Source organism: Rhodococcus sp. WS1 (assembly GCF_003797745.1).
GTDB classification, from domain to species: Bacteria; Actinomycetota; Actinomycetes; order Mycobacteriales; family Mycobacteriaceae; genus Rhodococcus_F; species Rhodococcus_F erythropolis.
The window spans coordinates 1919027-1934690 of record NZ_RKLZ01000002.1; the positions used below are offsets into that span (position 1 = coordinate 1919027).

Here is a 15664-nt window from a genome sequence, read left to right on the forward strand (position 1 = left end):
GCATCAGTGCAGGAAATCAGCGGACAGTGCACGAGCTCTCAGCGTCAGTGATGAAAACTGTGTTGAGAGAAAGGTATCGACGCTGTGTTGCACAGCTATTGCGCAATCGGTATATCTTTCTCGGCCAGTAGGCCGGTGTCTGTCGGCAGAGTCGCGATCACGGTGTTGAGTCGGCGATGATGGATTTCGGAAGCACTCAGAAGAGCGGCTGCGTCCCGACGCAGGAATGCGTCCAGCATCGCGGTGTGATCGGAGTGCAGAACCTGGCGATCGACGCCGGCAACATGGACCATCGGCTGTACCGGTTCGGTGATGTTCCAGGCAGCTTCGAACATGTGCAGAAGTCGAAGCATTTGCGACGGTCGGGTCAGTGCGAGGTGAAAGTTTCGGCTCTCACAGTGATAGGACTGAGAGTCGTCGTAGCGCAACGCGATCTCCAGACGGGAATTCACCTCGACGGCGTGTTCGTGATCCTCTTCGGTGGCCTGCTCGACGGCGACGGCCAATGCAGCTGATTCGAGAGTTTCGCGGACGATGTACATCTCGCGCAGTTCTGCCGGCGTCAACTGAGCAACGGTGTAGCCGAATTGGTGGCGGTGGTCGACCAACGACTCTCCGACCAGGGTCTTCAGCGATTCCCGCACTGGTATTCGGCTGACCCCGAACACATCAGCCACGTCGCCGAGGGGGATCGGGGTACCCGGAGGCGCCGAACCCGACAGAATCACTCGGCGCAGTTCGTCGAGGATCGTTTGTTGTGGACTGCCGGGAGCATCGATTACCAGTTGCGTCAGTAGTACCGATCTACGGCGCGGTGGCATGTCGGTCTCCCTTCTCGTCGCTGCCAGGGTAGAAATCCGTTGTTTCGGGCGCGTGACACCGGCATGGCCGTCGTGAATCGCATGCGTGAGGGCCGACATTTCGACTGCGATGACGAAGCACAAGTGAGCGCTGCTCAGGGCGACGAACGCGGGGGTAGCGTTGATTTGTAGTGGTTGGCAGAAAGCGAGTCGGTCGATGGCATCCGTTGTGCGATCAGAAGCCGACCAGCGAGTTGTCGGCAACTTGCCGTTGGAGTTGACGAGTTTTGTCGGTCGGCGGCGTGAGTTGGCCGATGCCAGAAGATTGTTCGAGTCGTCCCGTTTATTGACGCTCACCGGTATCGGAGGTGTCGGCAAGACGCGGCTCGCGATCCGGCTTGCGAGTGCGCTCCAGCGGGTGTTCCGAGACGGCGCGTGGTTGGTGGAGTTGGGCGAGCAGACGGATCCAGAACTCCTCGAGGATTATGTCGCCGTGATTTTGGGGGTGCGGCCGGTGTCCTCGTCGGACCCGCTGCACACTGTGATCGACTACTGCTCCGATCGCAGTCTGCTGTTGGTACTCGACAACTGCGAACATCTGGTCGATGCCGTCGCTCTGTTTGCCGGTGCGATCCTACGGCGGTGTGCCGGTGTCAAGATCTTGGCGACGAGCAGAGAATCGTTGGGAATGGGCGGTGAGGTGACGATGCGCGTTCCCTCGCTCACCACACCGCAGCAACAGCCGCGCGAATTCGAGGGACTTGCCCAGTACGAATCCGTGTCGTTGTTCACCGAGCGTGCGGCTTCAGTCGTCCCCGGTTTCACCCTCACTGAGGAGAACAAGCGCGCCGTTGCTCATATCTGTCACGACCTGGATGGACTCCCGCTTCCGATCGAGTTGGCGGCCGCTCGCCTGCGCGGTATGTCGGCGGAGCAGATCATGGATCGGCTCTCGGATCGTTACCGCCTTTTGACTTCTGGTGGACGCGACGTACCGAGTCGTCAGCAGACTCTCCGCTTGTCGATCGATTGGAGTTACGACTTGTGCTCGCCTCCGGAGCAGCAGCTGTGGGGTCGGCTGACAGTATTTTCCGGCGGGTTCGAGCTGGACGCTGCCGAGGGAGTGTGCGGGCAGGATTCGAGTTCGACGGAAGTGCTCGATCTCGTCACTGCGTTGGTCGAGAAGTCCATCCTCATTCGTGAGGAGATCGACGGCACCGTTCGCTATCACCTGCTCGACCTCCTGCGGGAGTACGGACGAGAGAAGGCCGAGATCTCGAACGACTACGTGGAACTTCAACGGCGCCACCGTGATTGGTTCGAAGCGCTGGTTGTTCGTGCGGAAGCCGAGTGGATCAGTGACCGGCAAGCGGCGTGGATCGCACGGCTGGGTCGTGAACAGCACAACGTCTACGACGCGCTGGAGTTTTCGATTTCCACTACCGGAGAGGCGCGATCTGCGACGCGAATGGTCGCTGCGTTGTACAGATTCTGGCTTTCTGGTGGATTGCTTGTGCAGGCACGGTATTGGACGGATCGAGCTCTGAATACAGAGGATCGGGAGCTCGACCCGTTCCGCGTTGATGTCTTGGCCATCGACGCTGTGAATCACGCGATGCAGGGGGAACTCGAACGGGCACAAGCGCTGGTCGACGAGAGTTGGCACCTGGCGAATGCCTTGGCGGACGTACGCTCACGCGGTCTCGCGGCATGGGGTGACGGATACGTCGATACGTTCAGAGGCAACTTCGATACCGCTACAGCCAAGTTGGAATCCGCGTTGACGCTGTTTCGATTGGACGAAAATCTGCTGCATGTGGTGATCGGCCTGGACACCCTGGGGATCGCGTACTTTCTTTCCGGGGCCCTCGATCGCTCGGTGGAGTGCAACGAAGAGACTCTCGCGATCACCGTGCCCGCCAACGAAGTCATGTTCCAGGCTTTTGCGTTGGGAACCCTCGGGCTCGTGGGCTGGCTCCGAGGTGAATTAGATGACGCACGTGATTATTTGACGCGAAGTCTGAGAATTCTCGATGCCCCGATGAACTCGGCGTGGTGTATCGAACCACTGGCGTGGATTGCTGCAGCGCAACGTGATTGGAAGAATTCCGCGGTTCTGCTCGGCGCGGCAGCCATGTATTGGCAGAAGGTCGGGGGTCGGCTGGCGGGCCTGCCGGGTTTGTCGCCTCATCACGACACTGCGGCAGAGACTGCTCGTAGGGCTATGGGTAAGAGCGCTTTCGACAAGTCGTTTCGCAACGGATTTGTGATGTCCGAGGGTGAAGCTGTCGCGTATGCGCTCGACGAGCGTCGCAGTGTTCCGGGTTCATCGTCAACTGAGGCACCTCACCTCACTCGTCGTGAGCAGCAAGTTGCGGAACTGGTTGCGCGGGGCCTGACCAATCGCGCTATCGCGGAACATCTCGTGATCTCGCTTCGCACGGCTCAGGGGCATGTGGAGCATGTGCTGACCAAATTGGGTTTCACCTCCAGAGCGCAGATCGCGGCGTGGTTCGTGTCGACCGAGCAGGAGACCGACTCCCGAGGCTGAGATCGCGGGCAGTGGTGAGCGCTTCTCGGGTGCAGTTCGCGGGGGTAGCGTTGGTTTTGGAGTGGAATCGCAGAAAGCGAGTCGGTCGATGGCATCCGCTGTGCGTGCAGAAGCCGATCATCGGGTTGTCGGTAACTTGCCGTTGGAGTTGACGAGTTTTTTCGGTCGGCGGCGTGAGTTGGCCGATGCCAGAAGATTGTTCGAGTCGTCCCGTTTGTTGACGCTGACCGGCGTTGGGGGCGTGGGCAAGACGCGTCTGGCGATCCGGCTTGCGGGTGCGCTGCAGCGGGTGTTCAGCGACGGTACCTGGTTGGTGGAGTTGGGGGAGTTATCGGATCCGGATCTGCTCGCGGATTATGTCGCCGCGCCGGTGCGTGCGCGGCAATATCGAGTTCGATACTTCACCCGGAGAAAAACCTCACCTGAACTGCAGTGGCGCGGGACTTCCCCACGCGAGTCTCGCGCTTGGTTCTGGTGAACTCGGTTGGTGGTGGCGTGTGGTCGAGTGCTGGTGGTCAGGAGCGCCCGATTCGTGAACGTCCGTGGTGGAACTGGTGTGGGTCGGCGATGGTCGAGGCTGCCGAGTCGGTACACGCTCGCAGAATCCCGCAGTTTCGACTCGACGAGTTCGCGTTCAACGCGCTTCGCAACGCCCGTGGAGTGTGGCAAACGGGCAACCTCGCGCGGACTGCGGATCTCATCGATGCACTCGAAGAGATCGCAGTCCGCGCGATGCCTGTTGTCGTGTTGTGGGGAGCTGATGATCATGTGATTCCGCGAACGAGTTTTCATGCTGTCTGCGCCGCCTTGGGTGATCCCGAGGTTCGCGAGGTTCCTGGCAATCACAATTGGCTTATCGACGATGCGGAATTGTTCGGCCAGGTGCTGACGGAATCACTGGCCGGACGCGCTGTCAGTGCGCCTGTTCTGTCTCCTTCGTTCGCGTTCTGTTCGACCACGCGGATTGCGCAGTGACCAGGCAGCCGGCGATCAGGGTGATGACCGCGATGACGCGCACGGCGCTGTCCGCGCCGGTGGTGAAGGCACTCAGGACGGCGTCGTGAGCGAGGGGAGTGTCGGCCATCTCGAGTCCGTCTGCGACCGTGCGTGGCGCGGCGCCGTCTCCGTCGCGCATCGCGTCGGGCAATGCGCTGATGAAACGGCTGGTCAAGATGGTGCCGATGACGGCGACGCCCAAGGCGCTGCCGAATTCTCGTGCCGTCGCCTGCAGTCCTGAACCGACGCCTGCCTGTTCGAGGGGCAGCGAGTCCGCGATGTCGTGAGTCAATACGGGGAGCGCGGCTGCCGCGCCGATGCCGATGACGACGAGCCACAACGCGTAGGCGAAATAGGGAGTGTGGGCTGTGCTGGTCGACAGCCCGAACATGCCGACCCCGATGAACGCGAACGCTGCCGCCACGGTGATGGTGGAACCCAGACGAGCCGAGATCAGCGGCACGAAGCGAGCACCGAACAGCAGTGGAATGGTCAGCGGTATCACCGCCAGGCCGGTGGTGAGAACGCTGAATCCCTTGGCGTACTGCAGAAATGATGCGTTGACGTAGAACAGTGCGAACAGACCGAAGAACGCGACGGTCATTCCCAGGCATCCCGCGCGCAGCAGAGGAAGGCGGAACAACCGCGGATCCAGCAAGGGTTGCTCGACGCGGAGCTCGACGATGATCCATGCCGCATAAAGCGCCGCCGACGCGACGAATGCTGAGATCACCGTGATGCTGCCCCAACCACTTTCGGGTCCTTCGATGACACCGACCAGCAACCCGAATGTCGCCGCCGTCAGCAAGACGGTTCCGACAGGGTCGAGACCGCGGTGATTTCGAGGGGTGCGAGGAGCGAGATAGGCGACTGCGGCAGCACCTGCCAACGCGATGGGTACGACGGCGACGAACAACCAGCGCCAGGACCCGGTCTGCAGAAGCGCGCCACCACCGACATTCCCTGCCACGCCGCCGAATCCGGTCGACGATGCCCAAATGGCAATTGCGCGAGGACGCTTCTGTGGGGGAGTCGCGTGCATGAGGATTGCGAGGCTGTTCGACAGAACACAGGCGGCTCCGACTCCGGTGACGCAGCGGCCGATCAGCATCACCGCCACTGTGGGGGAACTCGCGGACACGGCGGCGCCTGCTGCGAAGAGGATCAACCCGATGGTCAGCACCCCTTTGCGTCCGAAGCGATCACCGAGTGCCCCGCAGGGGATCACCAGACAGGCGAAGACCGTGACGTAGGAATCGACGATCCATAGAAGCTGCGTCGAGGAAGGATGCAGAGACCCGGACGTCAGGAGCGGAACTGTCAGGTTGATGGCAGCGACGAACGCAATAACGAGGACGGTGACCGCGCACAACGTTGCGAGCACCAATCCTTGTCGCGCGTCCGAGTTCGCCCGACTCTCCGTCGGTATCGAAGTATATGTGGACAAGACGCACCTCTTTGCGGAAATTTGTTCTATTGCGGGAGTTGTTGATCGACAGCCAATTCGGCTACTGAAACGACAGTAGGGATCTCGGTAACGTGCGTCTACTGCAAAGATTGCAGTAGATAGTTGCGTATGGTGCAACTATGGCGATGGATATGGACCTCAATCTTTTGAGAGTGTTCGACGCTCTGGTGGCGGAGGGCAGTGTCACCGGCGCGGCCGAGCGATTGAACTTGTCGATACCGGCAACCAGTAGGGCTTTGGGGCGTCTCCGGCGTGCGATGGATGACCCGATCTTTGTTCGTGCCGGGCGTGGGTTGGTACCGACGCCCTTTGCGTTGCGTGCAGCACCTCAGGTCCGATCGCTCCTGGAAGGGGCGCAAGGCCTGTTGATCGACCGCAAGAACTTCGAACCAGCAGAGCTCGAGCGGACTTTCGTGATCCGAATCAACGAGGGCACGGCGGCCAGCCTCACCCCGGCTCTGGTCAGGCGTTTCGCGGCGGAAGCGCCGAACGCTGTAATCCGTTGTGTCGGAGAGGGAAACGAGGACGTCGACTCGCTGCGGAACGGTTCGATCGATCTCGATATCGGCGCTGATCCGTTGCCGTCCTCTGATGTGTGCAGTGAGATTCTCTACCGAGAGGGTCATGTGGGCTTGGTATCGAAGTCGTCGCCGTTGGCCCGCACGGCTCAGCCGACACTCGCGCAGTTGTGTGAGCATCCACATGTCTCGACATCCAGACGTGGCCGGACACACGGACCGATCGACGACGCGTTGTCCGCAGTCGGAATGCGCCGGCGGGTGATCGCGGTGGTTGCCTCGCCCGTTGCGGCGGCGCTCATGGCGGCCGACAGCGATCTCGTTGCACTGGTGCCGGAAAGGCTTGCCCGATACTTTGCCGCTCGCCTCGATGTCGCCTGGTTTGCGGTGCCGACCGAACTACCGGCCGTCACCATCCACCAACAGTGGCACGGTCGGCTGGACCACGATCCAGCACACAAATGGCTGCGCGAACAAGTACGTGAGGCAAGCGTCTAGCTGGATTCGGCAGATGTTCTGTACTCTCGCAGTCATGCAACAGCGGAGCACGGGAACGGTGACACGGTCACTGTTGCTGCTTCTGCTGCCGTTCATCGCTCTTCTCGCCGTGCCTCCGCTTGGATCGTCGGGTAGCGCCGCGGTGCTGGGAACTGCGATTGCCGTCTTCGTGGTCGCAGCCCTCGCAACGTCGTCGAAGTACGAACTTCTGCAGCTGTGCACGGTTTCGGCCACTGGCCCCTCTGATGACGAACGCTGCCTGCGTGGCGCTTTCCGCAGGCAGAGCAGCCCGGACGCGCCCGGCCGTCCACAGCCTCGAGCTCCGGGAATCGGTCTGTAGATCGGCCGTCGGCGGGAGTGAACTCGTCGTAGGTCGGTCAGACGTCTTGCGTCCACGACCATTCCCGCGCTCTCATCTCCTGTGAGCGTGCCTCTCGGTGAGGTTCATTCGTCATGCTCGATTTTGTCTACTACCCTGTGTCCGGAATCCTCTGGTTCTGGCACAAGGTCTTTTCACTGATCTCCGGATCACCCGACAACGGCGTCGTATGGGCGTTGTCGGTCGTATTTCTGGTCTTCACGCTCAAGGCTTTGCTGTTCAAACCCTTCGTCAAGCAGGTCCGCACCCAACTGGTGATGCAGAAGCTGCAACCTCAGATCAAGGCGTTGCAGAAGAAGTATTCGGGTGACCGGCAGAAACTCACTGTCGAGATGGCCAAGCTGCAGAAGGAACACAACTACAGTCCGTTGCTCGGCTGTCTGCCGATGCTCGTTCAGGCACCGGTGTTCATCGGCCTTTATCACGTCCTGCGATCGTTCAATCGGACTGGAGCGGCATCGCACGTCCCGTTTCTGAGCCCGACCGAACCGATGTCGGTGGCGGACAACGCGAATACGGCCAACTACTTCTTCAGTGCCTCCGACGTGCAGTCGTTTCTCGACGCCAAACTGTTCGGCGCGCCGTTGTCCGCCATGATTTCGAGTCCGGCAGCGCAACTGGAAGCGTTCGGCGACGTCAGCCGTATCTCCATCATTCTGGTTGCCGTACCGCTGATGATCTTCGCCGCCGTCGCTACACATTTCACGTCGCGGGCGTCCATCGCGCGCCAAGTGGTCACCGGAACCGTCAACCCTCAAACAGCGATCATGAACAAGCTCGCATTGTGGGTGTTTCCGGTGGGTGTGATCGCTTTCGGTGCTTTCGCGCCCGTGGCGATCCTGCTGTATTTCGTGAGTAACAACTGCTGGACGCTGGGACAACAGCATTTGGTCTACGGCCGGATCGCGGCGGAGCAGAAGGAAGCTGAATCGTCGCCGACACCCGGAGTGACTGCGCCCCCGTCGCCCAGGGTGGCTGCAGCACCGCCGCTGCCGGGTGCAAAGCCGATCCGCGCCAAACGCAAGCGATGACAGAAAAGCGACCCCTCCCTACCGGCGGGTAAGGCACGTACGCTGGAATGCATGACCAAATGGACCGCAGAAGACGTAGTCGATCAGACCGGCCGCACATTTGTCGTCACGGGGGCGAACAGCGGACTGGGTGAGGTAGTCGCACGGGCGCTTGGCAAAGCCGGGGCCGACGTCGTCCTCGCCTGTCGTGACACCACGAAGGCCGATGCCGTGGCCGCCGAGATCGGACCCAACGCGGTTGTCCGCAAATTGGACCTCTCGGATCTGTCGTCGGTACGAGCCTTTGCCGACGCAACGGAGAAGGTCGACGTCCTGGTGAACAACGCCGGCGTGATGGCGGTTCCGTTTCGCCGGACTGTCGATGGATTCGAAATGCAGATCGGCACAAACCATCTCGGGCACTTCGCGTTGACCGGATTGCTGAAGGACAAGCTCACCGACCGTGTCGTGACGATGTCCAGTGCCCTGCATCAGCTCGGAACTGTCGATCTGGACGATCTCAATTTCGAGCGTCGGAAGTACAACCGCTGGTTGGCCTACGGGCAGTCCAAGCTTGCCAATTTGTTGTTCACGTACGAACTTCAACGCAGGCTTGCGGCCTCGGGTTCTTCGCTCAAAGCGCTTGCTTCGCATCCGGGATACGCGTCGACGAACCTGCAGGGTCACACCGAGTCGATCCAGGACAAGCTGATGGGAATCGGCAATTCGATCTTCGCGCAGTCCGCGGAGATGGGTGCCCTTCCCGAACTGTGGGCGGCAACCGCGCCGGATGCCTTCGGCGGCAGTTACATCGGACCGGACGGTCCGTTCGAGCAGCGAGGTTATCCGAAGGTCGTGGGGTCGAACAAGAAGTCACACGATTCGAAGACAGCCTCGGGTTTATGGACACTGTCGGAGAAGTTGACCGGAGTCTCGTTCGGGATCTGATTCAGATATGAAGGTGGCCGCGAACTTCGAGAAGTTCGCGGCCACCTTCATATTCGTTCGAGCCAGATGTTGTTCGGGTTACAGCGTGACAACCATCTTGCCGGTGTTTGCGCCGCGCATCAGGTCGATGAACGCTTGCGGTGCATTCTCCAGGCCTTCGACGATGGTCTCGTCCCACTGAATCTTGTTGTCGGCGAGCCACCCTGCCATGTGGGTGCGGAATTCGCCACCGAGGTGACGGTAGCCGCCCACGAGGAATCCGCGCAGTGTGAGCTGCTTGCCGATCACCAGTGCCAGGTTGTGGGGAGCGGTGGGCTTCTCGGTGGTGTTGTACTGAGCGATGGCTCCGCACAGGGCAATCCGGCCACCCTGGTTCATGGCATCGATGGCGGCTTCGAGATGCTCGCCACCGACGTTGTCGAAGTACACGTCGATGCCGTCAGGGGCGGCAGCGGCGAGCAGTTCGGTGATCGGGCCGTCGTGGTAGTCGAATGCCGCATCGAATCCGAGTTCGAGAAGTCGGGCAACCTTCGCCGGTGAACCGGCGCTACCGATTACTCGCTTCGCTCCGAGCAACTTGGCGATCTGACCGACGAGCGATCCGACGGCACCGGCTGCGCCGGAGACGAATACGGTATCGCCTTCCTTGAACTCCGCAACCGCGGTGAGGCCGGCATACGCGGTGAGGCCAGTCATGCCGAGGGCACCCAGGTAGGCCGTCGCCGGCGCGATGGACGTGTCGGCCGGAGTCACTGCGGATCCGTCGAGGATGGCGTATTCACGCCATCCGAGGCCGTGGACGACAACGTCGCCCACAGCGCGATCAGCCGACTTGGATTCGACGACCTCGCCGACAGCACCACCGTCGAGCGGCGCACCGACCTGGAACGGCGGAAGGTAGGACTTCACGTCGTTCATTCGGCCGCGCATGTACGGGTCGACGGAGATGGCGATGTTGCGGACCAGGATCTGGCCGTCTTCGAGTTCGGGGAGTTCTACTTCGGCGGTGGCGAAGTTCTCCGAGGTGGGCCAACCGTTCGGGCGTGAAGCGAGACGGATTTCCCGGCTGACAGTGGTGGTGCTCATTCGTCGTCCTTACTTACTTCGAGGGTGACCTCGATGTTGCCGCGAGTTGCATTGGAGTACGGGCACACCTGGTGCGCCTTCTCCGTCAACTCGACGGCCTGATCATGGGGCAGATGGGGGAGTGAAACCTCCAGCGTCACAGCGAGTCCGAAGCCTCCTGCACCGTTGGGGCCGATGCCGACCCGCGCGCCGACTGCGGAATCAGCCACGTTGGCCTTCTCGGCGCGGGCGACCATCTGCAGAGCGGAGTGGAAGCATGCTGCGTATCCGGCGGCAAAGAGCTGCTCGGGGTTGGTGCCTTCGCCACTGCCACCCATTTCCTTGGGAATGGCGAGGCCGAGATCGAGGCGTCCGTCCGAAGTGCGAGCGTGACCGTTGCGGCCTTCGCCGGTGGCAAGTGCTTCTGCGGTGTAGACGATGTTCATGACTTCTTCTTTCCGTCGGAGTGGGCATTGGATGCTTGAAGTGACTCACCGAGACGAGTGAGAACGTCTCGAAGTTCTGTGAGTTCGTCGTTACTCAGACCAGTGGCGCCTGCGAGCTTGGCCGGGATGTCCTCGGCCTTGCTGCGCAAGGTGGAACCCGCCTCGGTCAGGTGAATCTCGACGCGACGCTCGTCCGTGGTGAGGCGTCGGCGTTCGATGAATCCCAGACCCTCCAGCCTCTTGAGCAGCGGCGACAGGGTTCCGGTATCGAGATCGAGTGCCTCACAGATCTCACGCACGCCCCGGCCGTCTCGTTCCCAGAGTGTCAACAGGACGAGGTACTGGGGATACGTGATTCCCAGGTCGTCGAGCATTGCCCGGTACGCGGCCGTAGTGGCCCGCGACGCCGAATAGAGGGCGAAGCAGACCTGGCGTTCGAGAGCGAGTGGGTTGGTCACGAGAACAACTGTAGCGCACAGTTAAGTTGTGCACAACAAAGAAGTGTCAAATAGATCCGCGGATGCACAGCCGTCTGGCTACGGCGTCGACAGAATCTCGGATACGCACCCGAGGAAGGTGAACACTGCCTGGGCCGCGGGTGCCGGAAATCGGGTGCGCACTGCCAGCCCGTCGTTGGTGCGCGAAAACCAGAACTGAACGTCGTCGGCGCTCGACACGCGACTGAGTTGCTGCGGATTGATCGGCGCAGGTTGTGAGTCGCCGGGCCGTGATTCGCGGGGGCGAGATCCACCGGGCATGGTCCGGTAGTCGGCGTAGGACACCGAGAAGATGTCTCGGCGAGTGGGCGAAACCTCGGGCCCCAAGCTCCTCAACACTTGTCTCGACGACACGGACGACAGTGAAAGTGCCTCGTGGAAAGCGAGATTGACTGCCCGAGCAGTGCTGTGAAGATCATCCATGCTCGTCACGGTGATGGGTGCATTGGCCACCAGCCAGCCGAAGGTGTGGTTGTGCCGCGGTTCCCGACGCGTGTGAACAGGGAACAGAAGGCGTGTGTCTCGCTTTTCGGTCAATTGTGTTGTGGCCAAACCGATCGACGCAAGAATCGCACCGAACGACGAGTGTCGATGATCGGCGCAGTTCTGGTCGAACAGCTCTGCTTCGTCGGCGTCGAGGAGCATTCGGGTGTCTGTGCCCTGGGGCGACATGGTCCCGGCGGGCAGTCCCAGATCTACGGGAAAATGGGGAGTGTCACCCCCGCAAGCTCGAAGGAAAGACCGCCACCCCGCAATGCGGTGGTCGCCGGGCTCTGGATCCGCGGTTGCCGATTCACGGAAGCAGTAGTTGAGGAAACTCCCGGGCTCGGGCAAGAGATCCGACGCGATCGGATTACGGTCCGCCCGCGTGTATTCACGATACAGGGTGCTGATCTCGGTAATTGCGATGCTCATGGACCAGCCGTCGCAGATGGCATGGTCGAATCCGCAGATCACTGTCGACTGATCCTCGCGGGTGATGGCCCCGAGAAAGTAGGCGGGAAACGCAAAAGGATTGCACCATCGATCCAAGCGCTCGCCCAAGAGTTCTCGCACCTGTTCCGGCGTTCGCGCGTCCGCCACTGTTTCCTCACGGAGGCGCAGATCGACGACATCGGCGACGTCGACGAACAGTGCCGAGGATTCATCCGCTTCTTCGGCCTGGGAGAACGAGCACGACAGGGCGTCGTGACGGGACGTCCATTCCTCGAAGCTGGCCCGGAGTGCGTCCGTGTCGATCGGGCCGGGAACGTCGAAAGTGGCAGCGAGCCAAGTCGTATCGCCGCGGCTCCCGGCAAGATGCAGCTGCTGATTCGAGGTCGGAGGAACCGGATACGTCGATCCGGTGGAGATTTCGCTCGGCGTCCACTGCAGGATGCGGCCCGGCCGTGCCTCGAACCTGTCGAGAAAGGTGATATGCATCAGGCGGTCTCCACTTCCTGACGTGCATCCGCCTGACGAACGACACGGTAGTCGCCGGTATCGGCGACCGTTCTCAGGACGTTGCGGAGGTGTCGAAGGTACCGATCCACCGATGTGTGCGCTTGCTCGGTATCGGGAAAACTGACCATCACGTACGTACGGTCTTCCTTCCGGTTGATCCACATCGACAGATCACCCGTCGTTCCTGGCCCACCGAGTGCGCGCGCTTCGAGTTCGTCGTGGTGCTCGGCACCTGGAATCAGGCGCATGTCGATGTACGACACCATCGGCGGGACCGAGGTTCCGCCGATGTCGGATCCGGTCAACTTCGACACCTGGGCGATCACCGAGTGAATGGACACGTCCGCGAGTCCCTTCACGGCTGCGCGAGCAGCGTGAGCAAGGGGGAGTGCATCGGTGAAGGTGGTGACACCACTCAGCGTGAACGAGACCGGGACGAGATTGATGAACCAGCCTTGAGAAAACAGGTATCTCGGATCGGAACGAGTACCGACTGCGTTGAGCGCGAAGTAGTTCGCTCTGTCAGCAACTTCGATCTCGGTGAGGGCGAGGGCTGCGAAGATCCCCGTGGAGAATCCGACGCCATTGGACTTGCACAGCGCTGCGAACGCGGCTGACTCGTCGCTGTCGAGAACGTCGATATGTGTGCGGGTCGACACGGTCTGTTCGCCCTGCGCGACGCCGAGGTCGAGGGGGAACGTCGGGAGTTGTCCGGCGTTGGCGGCGAGAATCGAAATCCATTGCTGCACAGGTTCTGCGGCTAGGTCGAGGTTCTTCGCCGCTGCCCGTTCTTCGCCGCTGTACTCGACGTAGCTGCCGGGAGAGGGAAGTTGAGCGTCGATGCCGGCGCTTTCGGCGATGTACAGCGCACGAAGTTCTTCGACGCCCAGCATCAGCGACAGGCCGTCGGTGTGCGAGTGATCGACGCCGTAGTAGATGGTGAAACCGGCGCCGGTGCCGTGCTCGACGGCGCCACTGGTGAACGAAGGCCATTGCAGTGGGCTGGTATCGCCTGCGAAACTTCGGCTGACATGCTCGCGAACCGCATCGGTCGTGTTCAGGGAACCGACGCTGTGCGGCGCGAGTTCGATCGTCGATTCATCCACCACATGACGGTCGATGACCCCGCTGCCGCCAGGATCTTCGGATGGTCTCACCTCGAACCAACTGTGAAGTGTGTTGTGCCGCAAGACAAACGCCTGGACAGCCCGACGCAGTGCCTCCCGATCGAGATCACCGGGCAGAGTGAACGTGAATCCGATCCACGGTGACCAGTCGACGCCTTGTGCGCGCTTGTGATCGGCGGTACGAATGTGTCCCTCTTGGAGGAACGAGAGAGGTTGGTCGCTCAGTGGTGCTCGAGATGCTGCCGTCAGGGACTGCTCAGTAGGCCTGAACTCGGTGAGCGTCCCGGCTTTCGGTGCCCAGAGATCGATGGGTGTCATTTCCATGAGAGTTCTCCTCGATCGGTGCAGCGGTATTGATCGGTACAGCGGTGTTGATCGGTACAGCGGTGTTGGTCGGAGGTGAGCATGTGTCGGTCGAGAAGGCAAAGTCCTCCATTTCGCGGCGTAGGAGTCCCGCGAACTGATGGATGTGGCGGCTTGTGCGCGCGTTGCCTGGGTGGCGTATGGCCAGATTGAGCCCTTCGGGAGTCCGTGTGAGCCAGATGTAGACGTCGGTTCCCGAATGATCGCGACTACGAAGGCCTCTGGTCTGCCAGCTCGTCCATTGCTCGGCACCAGGAACGTGACGAACGTCCATGTACGAGAGCACGAACGGCAGGTGCTGCGGGGAGTCGATCAGCTCGCACACTTTCGAATACGGCAGGGCCGCTGCGGGACGGACGCGTCGCATCTCCGTGCCGGCAACCTTGGCCAGATCGCTCACGGTTGCTGCGGGGGTAATCGGAATCCTCACCGGCACAACACCGATGAACCATCCCAGCGACGCGGCCCATCGAAGCTCCGAACGGGTGTGTTGCGGCACGACGACGCGGAATTCGTCTGCACCGGTGAGATCGCCGGTCACCTTGGCCGCGCACGCGAGTATCGCGGCCAGGAATCCTTGGTTGCTGCGCTTGCTCGCTTCTGCCAGGCGTTCGGCTCCTCGGGCGCTCAGAAGCCAGGCGGACAGGCTCTGCTGAGGGCCTCGGCGTCCGGCGACCGGTTCGGGCAGCGCTGGAAAGAGCGGAGCCTCGCCCTGCGCGTAGAACTCGCGCCACGTCTGCACCGCCGGGTGAGAGCAGTCCGCGTGTCCCACGAGATCTCGTTCCCTGGTGCCGAAGTCGATGTAGCTTCCGGTCTCCGGCGGCGAGGGAGGGCTTCCCTCGCTCGACGAACGGTAGATCGTCTGCAGTTCGTGCGCGGTCAACGCCACCGAATATCCGTCCAGCAGAGCATGATCAGCGGCAAAGACCACGGTGAAATGGTTGGGACCTTCAATTGTCGCGAACTGGTACGCAGGCCAGACAAGTGGATCGGTCGACCGGTCGAGCAGTTGCTGCAGATGCGTGAAGACGGACATCGAGGACGCAAGATGTCCGACTTCGTTACCCAGAATTCGGACGTCTCCAGGACCCGCGGTGCGTCGGACTATCGCTTCGCCCTCCATGGCGACTCGTGTCCGGAGCACTTCGTGGCGATCGATCCAATGATCGAGAGTGGCCGCCCAGATCCTTCGGTCGAGTCGGTCGTGGATACGAAACGAGGTACCCAGCCACGACGGAGTGCATCCGTCGTTGTGATGGTGCGCCTGCCGTTTCGCCTGCTCGGCATGTTTCAAGTGTGCTTCGTGTATGTAGCTGGCGGGACGCTGGTCGACAGGCCACAGCTCGGGCGGATTCACTGCGGCAGGAGTCCACTCGGTGACGGTCCCAGGAGGTAGGGGATAGTCGGCAAGTTCCGTGAATTCCATTGGGAAACCTGATCTCTCGAGATGGCGAAAGGTGGGGATCGTGAACGGGGCGGATGTTTGTAACCGAGAGTGACAGATGATTAGTCAAGGCAAGTAGAACGCGACCCGAGGCTCCGCGCAACTGCTTCG

14 protein-coding genes and 1 pseudogene are annotated in these 15664 nt (G+C 61.3%); 7 read left to right on the forward strand and 8 right to left on the reverse strand.

What is annotated here, in order from left to right:
• Positions 1-95 precede the first annotated feature (95 nt).
• Positions 96-821: a GntR family transcriptional regulator gene (locus EEB12_RS21740; RefSeq protein WP_020908886.1), complete on the reverse strand. Its 726-nt coding sequence runs from the start codon at positions 819-821 to the stop codon at positions 96-98.
• A gap of 196 nt (positions 822-1017) precedes the next feature.
• Here EEB12_RS21740 and EEB12_RS21745 point away from each other — a divergent pair, with 196 nt between their 5' ends.
• The 3 genes and pseudogenes from EEB12_RS21745 (at position 1018) to EEB12_RS21755 (ending at position 4326) form a co-directional block, all read left to right on the forward strand.
• On the forward strand, positions 1018-3351 hold the full coding sequence (locus EEB12_RS21745; protein WP_019745042.1) for an ATP-binding protein: 2334 nt from the start codon (positions 1018-1020) through the stop codon (positions 3349-3351).
• An 88-nt stretch (positions 3352-3439) separates the two neighbouring features.
• Positions 3440-3733: pseudogene (locus tag EEB12_RS21750) on the forward strand (LuxR family transcriptional regulator); the annotation flags it as partial.
• Positions 3734-3846: 113 nt separating this feature from the next.
• Positions 3847-4326 carry an alpha/beta fold hydrolase gene (locus tag EEB12_RS21755; RefSeq protein ID WP_133053467.1) on the forward strand — a complete coding sequence of 160 codons (480 nt, stop codon included), beginning with the start codon at positions 3847-3849 and terminating at the stop codon, positions 4324-4326.
• On the opposite strand, the gene EEB12_RS21760 is transcribed toward EEB12_RS21755, so the two are convergent.
• Positions 4265-5731: an MFS transporter gene (locus tag EEB12_RS21760; protein ID WP_258537179.1), complete on the reverse strand. Its 1467-nt coding sequence runs from the start codon at positions 5729-5731 to the stop codon at positions 4265-4267. The genes EEB12_RS21755 and EEB12_RS21760 overlap by 62 nt on opposite strands.
• Positions 5732-5934: 203 nt before the next feature.
• Between EEB12_RS21760 and EEB12_RS21765 the strand changes: the two genes are divergently transcribed.
• The 4 genes from EEB12_RS21765 (at position 5935) to EEB12_RS21780 (ending at position 9168) form a co-directional block, all read left to right on the forward strand.
• Entirely contained in the window at positions 5935-6831 is an 897-nt protein-coding gene (locus tag EEB12_RS21765; RefSeq protein WP_020908881.1) for a LysR family transcriptional regulator, read from the forward strand.
• Between the two features lie 34 nt (positions 6832-6865).
• Positions 6866-7171, forward strand: a complete 306-nt coding sequence (locus EEB12_RS21770; RefSeq protein ID WP_021345368.1) for a DUF6412 domain-containing protein — start codon at positions 6866-6868, stop codon at positions 7169-7171.
• Positions 7172-7284: 113 nt separating this feature from the next.
• Positions 7285-8241, forward strand: coding sequence for a membrane protein insertase YidC (yidC, locus tag EEB12_RS21775; protein ID WP_019745039.1), 957 nt, complete (start codon positions 7285-7287; stop codon positions 8239-8241).
• Positions 8242-8292: 51 nt separating this feature from the next.
• Positions 8293-9168: an oxidoreductase gene (locus tag EEB12_RS21780; RefSeq protein ID WP_020970568.1), complete on the forward strand. Its 876-nt coding sequence runs from the start codon at positions 8293-8295 to the stop codon at positions 9166-9168.
• Between the two features lie 78 nt (positions 9169-9246).
• Here EEB12_RS21780 and EEB12_RS21785 read toward each other — a convergent pair whose 3' ends face one another.
• From EEB12_RS21785 to EEB12_RS21810, 6 genes are all read right to left on the reverse strand, one after another.
• Positions 9247-10254 (reverse strand): NADP-dependent oxidoreductase, encoded by a 1008-nt coding sequence (locus tag EEB12_RS21785; RefSeq protein WP_019745038.1) that lies wholly within the window; start codon positions 10252-10254, stop codon positions 9247-9249.
• Complete coding sequence (locus tag EEB12_RS21790) at positions 10251-10679, reverse strand: organic hydroperoxide resistance protein (protein WP_003939720.1); 429 nt, start codon at positions 10677-10679, stop codon at positions 10251-10253. Before EEB12_RS21790 ends, EEB12_RS21785 begins: the two co-directional genes overlap by 4 nt.
• Positions 10676-11137 (reverse strand): MarR family winged helix-turn-helix transcriptional regulator, encoded by a 462-nt coding sequence (locus EEB12_RS21795; RefSeq protein WP_003940568.1) that lies wholly within the window; start codon positions 11135-11137, stop codon positions 10676-10678. Before EEB12_RS21795 ends, EEB12_RS21790 begins: the two co-directional genes overlap by 4 nt.
• Positions 11138-11215: 78 nt before the next feature.
• Positions 11216-12598, reverse strand: a complete 1383-nt coding sequence (locus EEB12_RS21800; RefSeq protein WP_092762990.1) for a condensation domain-containing protein — start codon at positions 12596-12598, stop codon at positions 11216-11218.
• Positions 12598-14070 (reverse strand): condensation domain-containing protein, encoded by a 1473-nt coding sequence (locus EEB12_RS21805; protein ID WP_141488487.1) that lies wholly within the window; start codon positions 14068-14070, stop codon positions 12598-12600. Before EEB12_RS21805 ends, EEB12_RS21800 begins: the two co-directional genes overlap by 1 nt.
• Positions 14003-15535 carry a condensation domain-containing protein gene (locus EEB12_RS21810; RefSeq protein ID WP_141488488.1) on the reverse strand — a complete coding sequence of 511 codons (1533 nt, stop codon included), beginning with the start codon at positions 15533-15535 and terminating at the stop codon, positions 14003-14005. Before EEB12_RS21810 ends, EEB12_RS21805 begins: the two co-directional genes overlap by 68 nt.
• Positions 15536-15664: the final 129 nt, after the last annotated feature.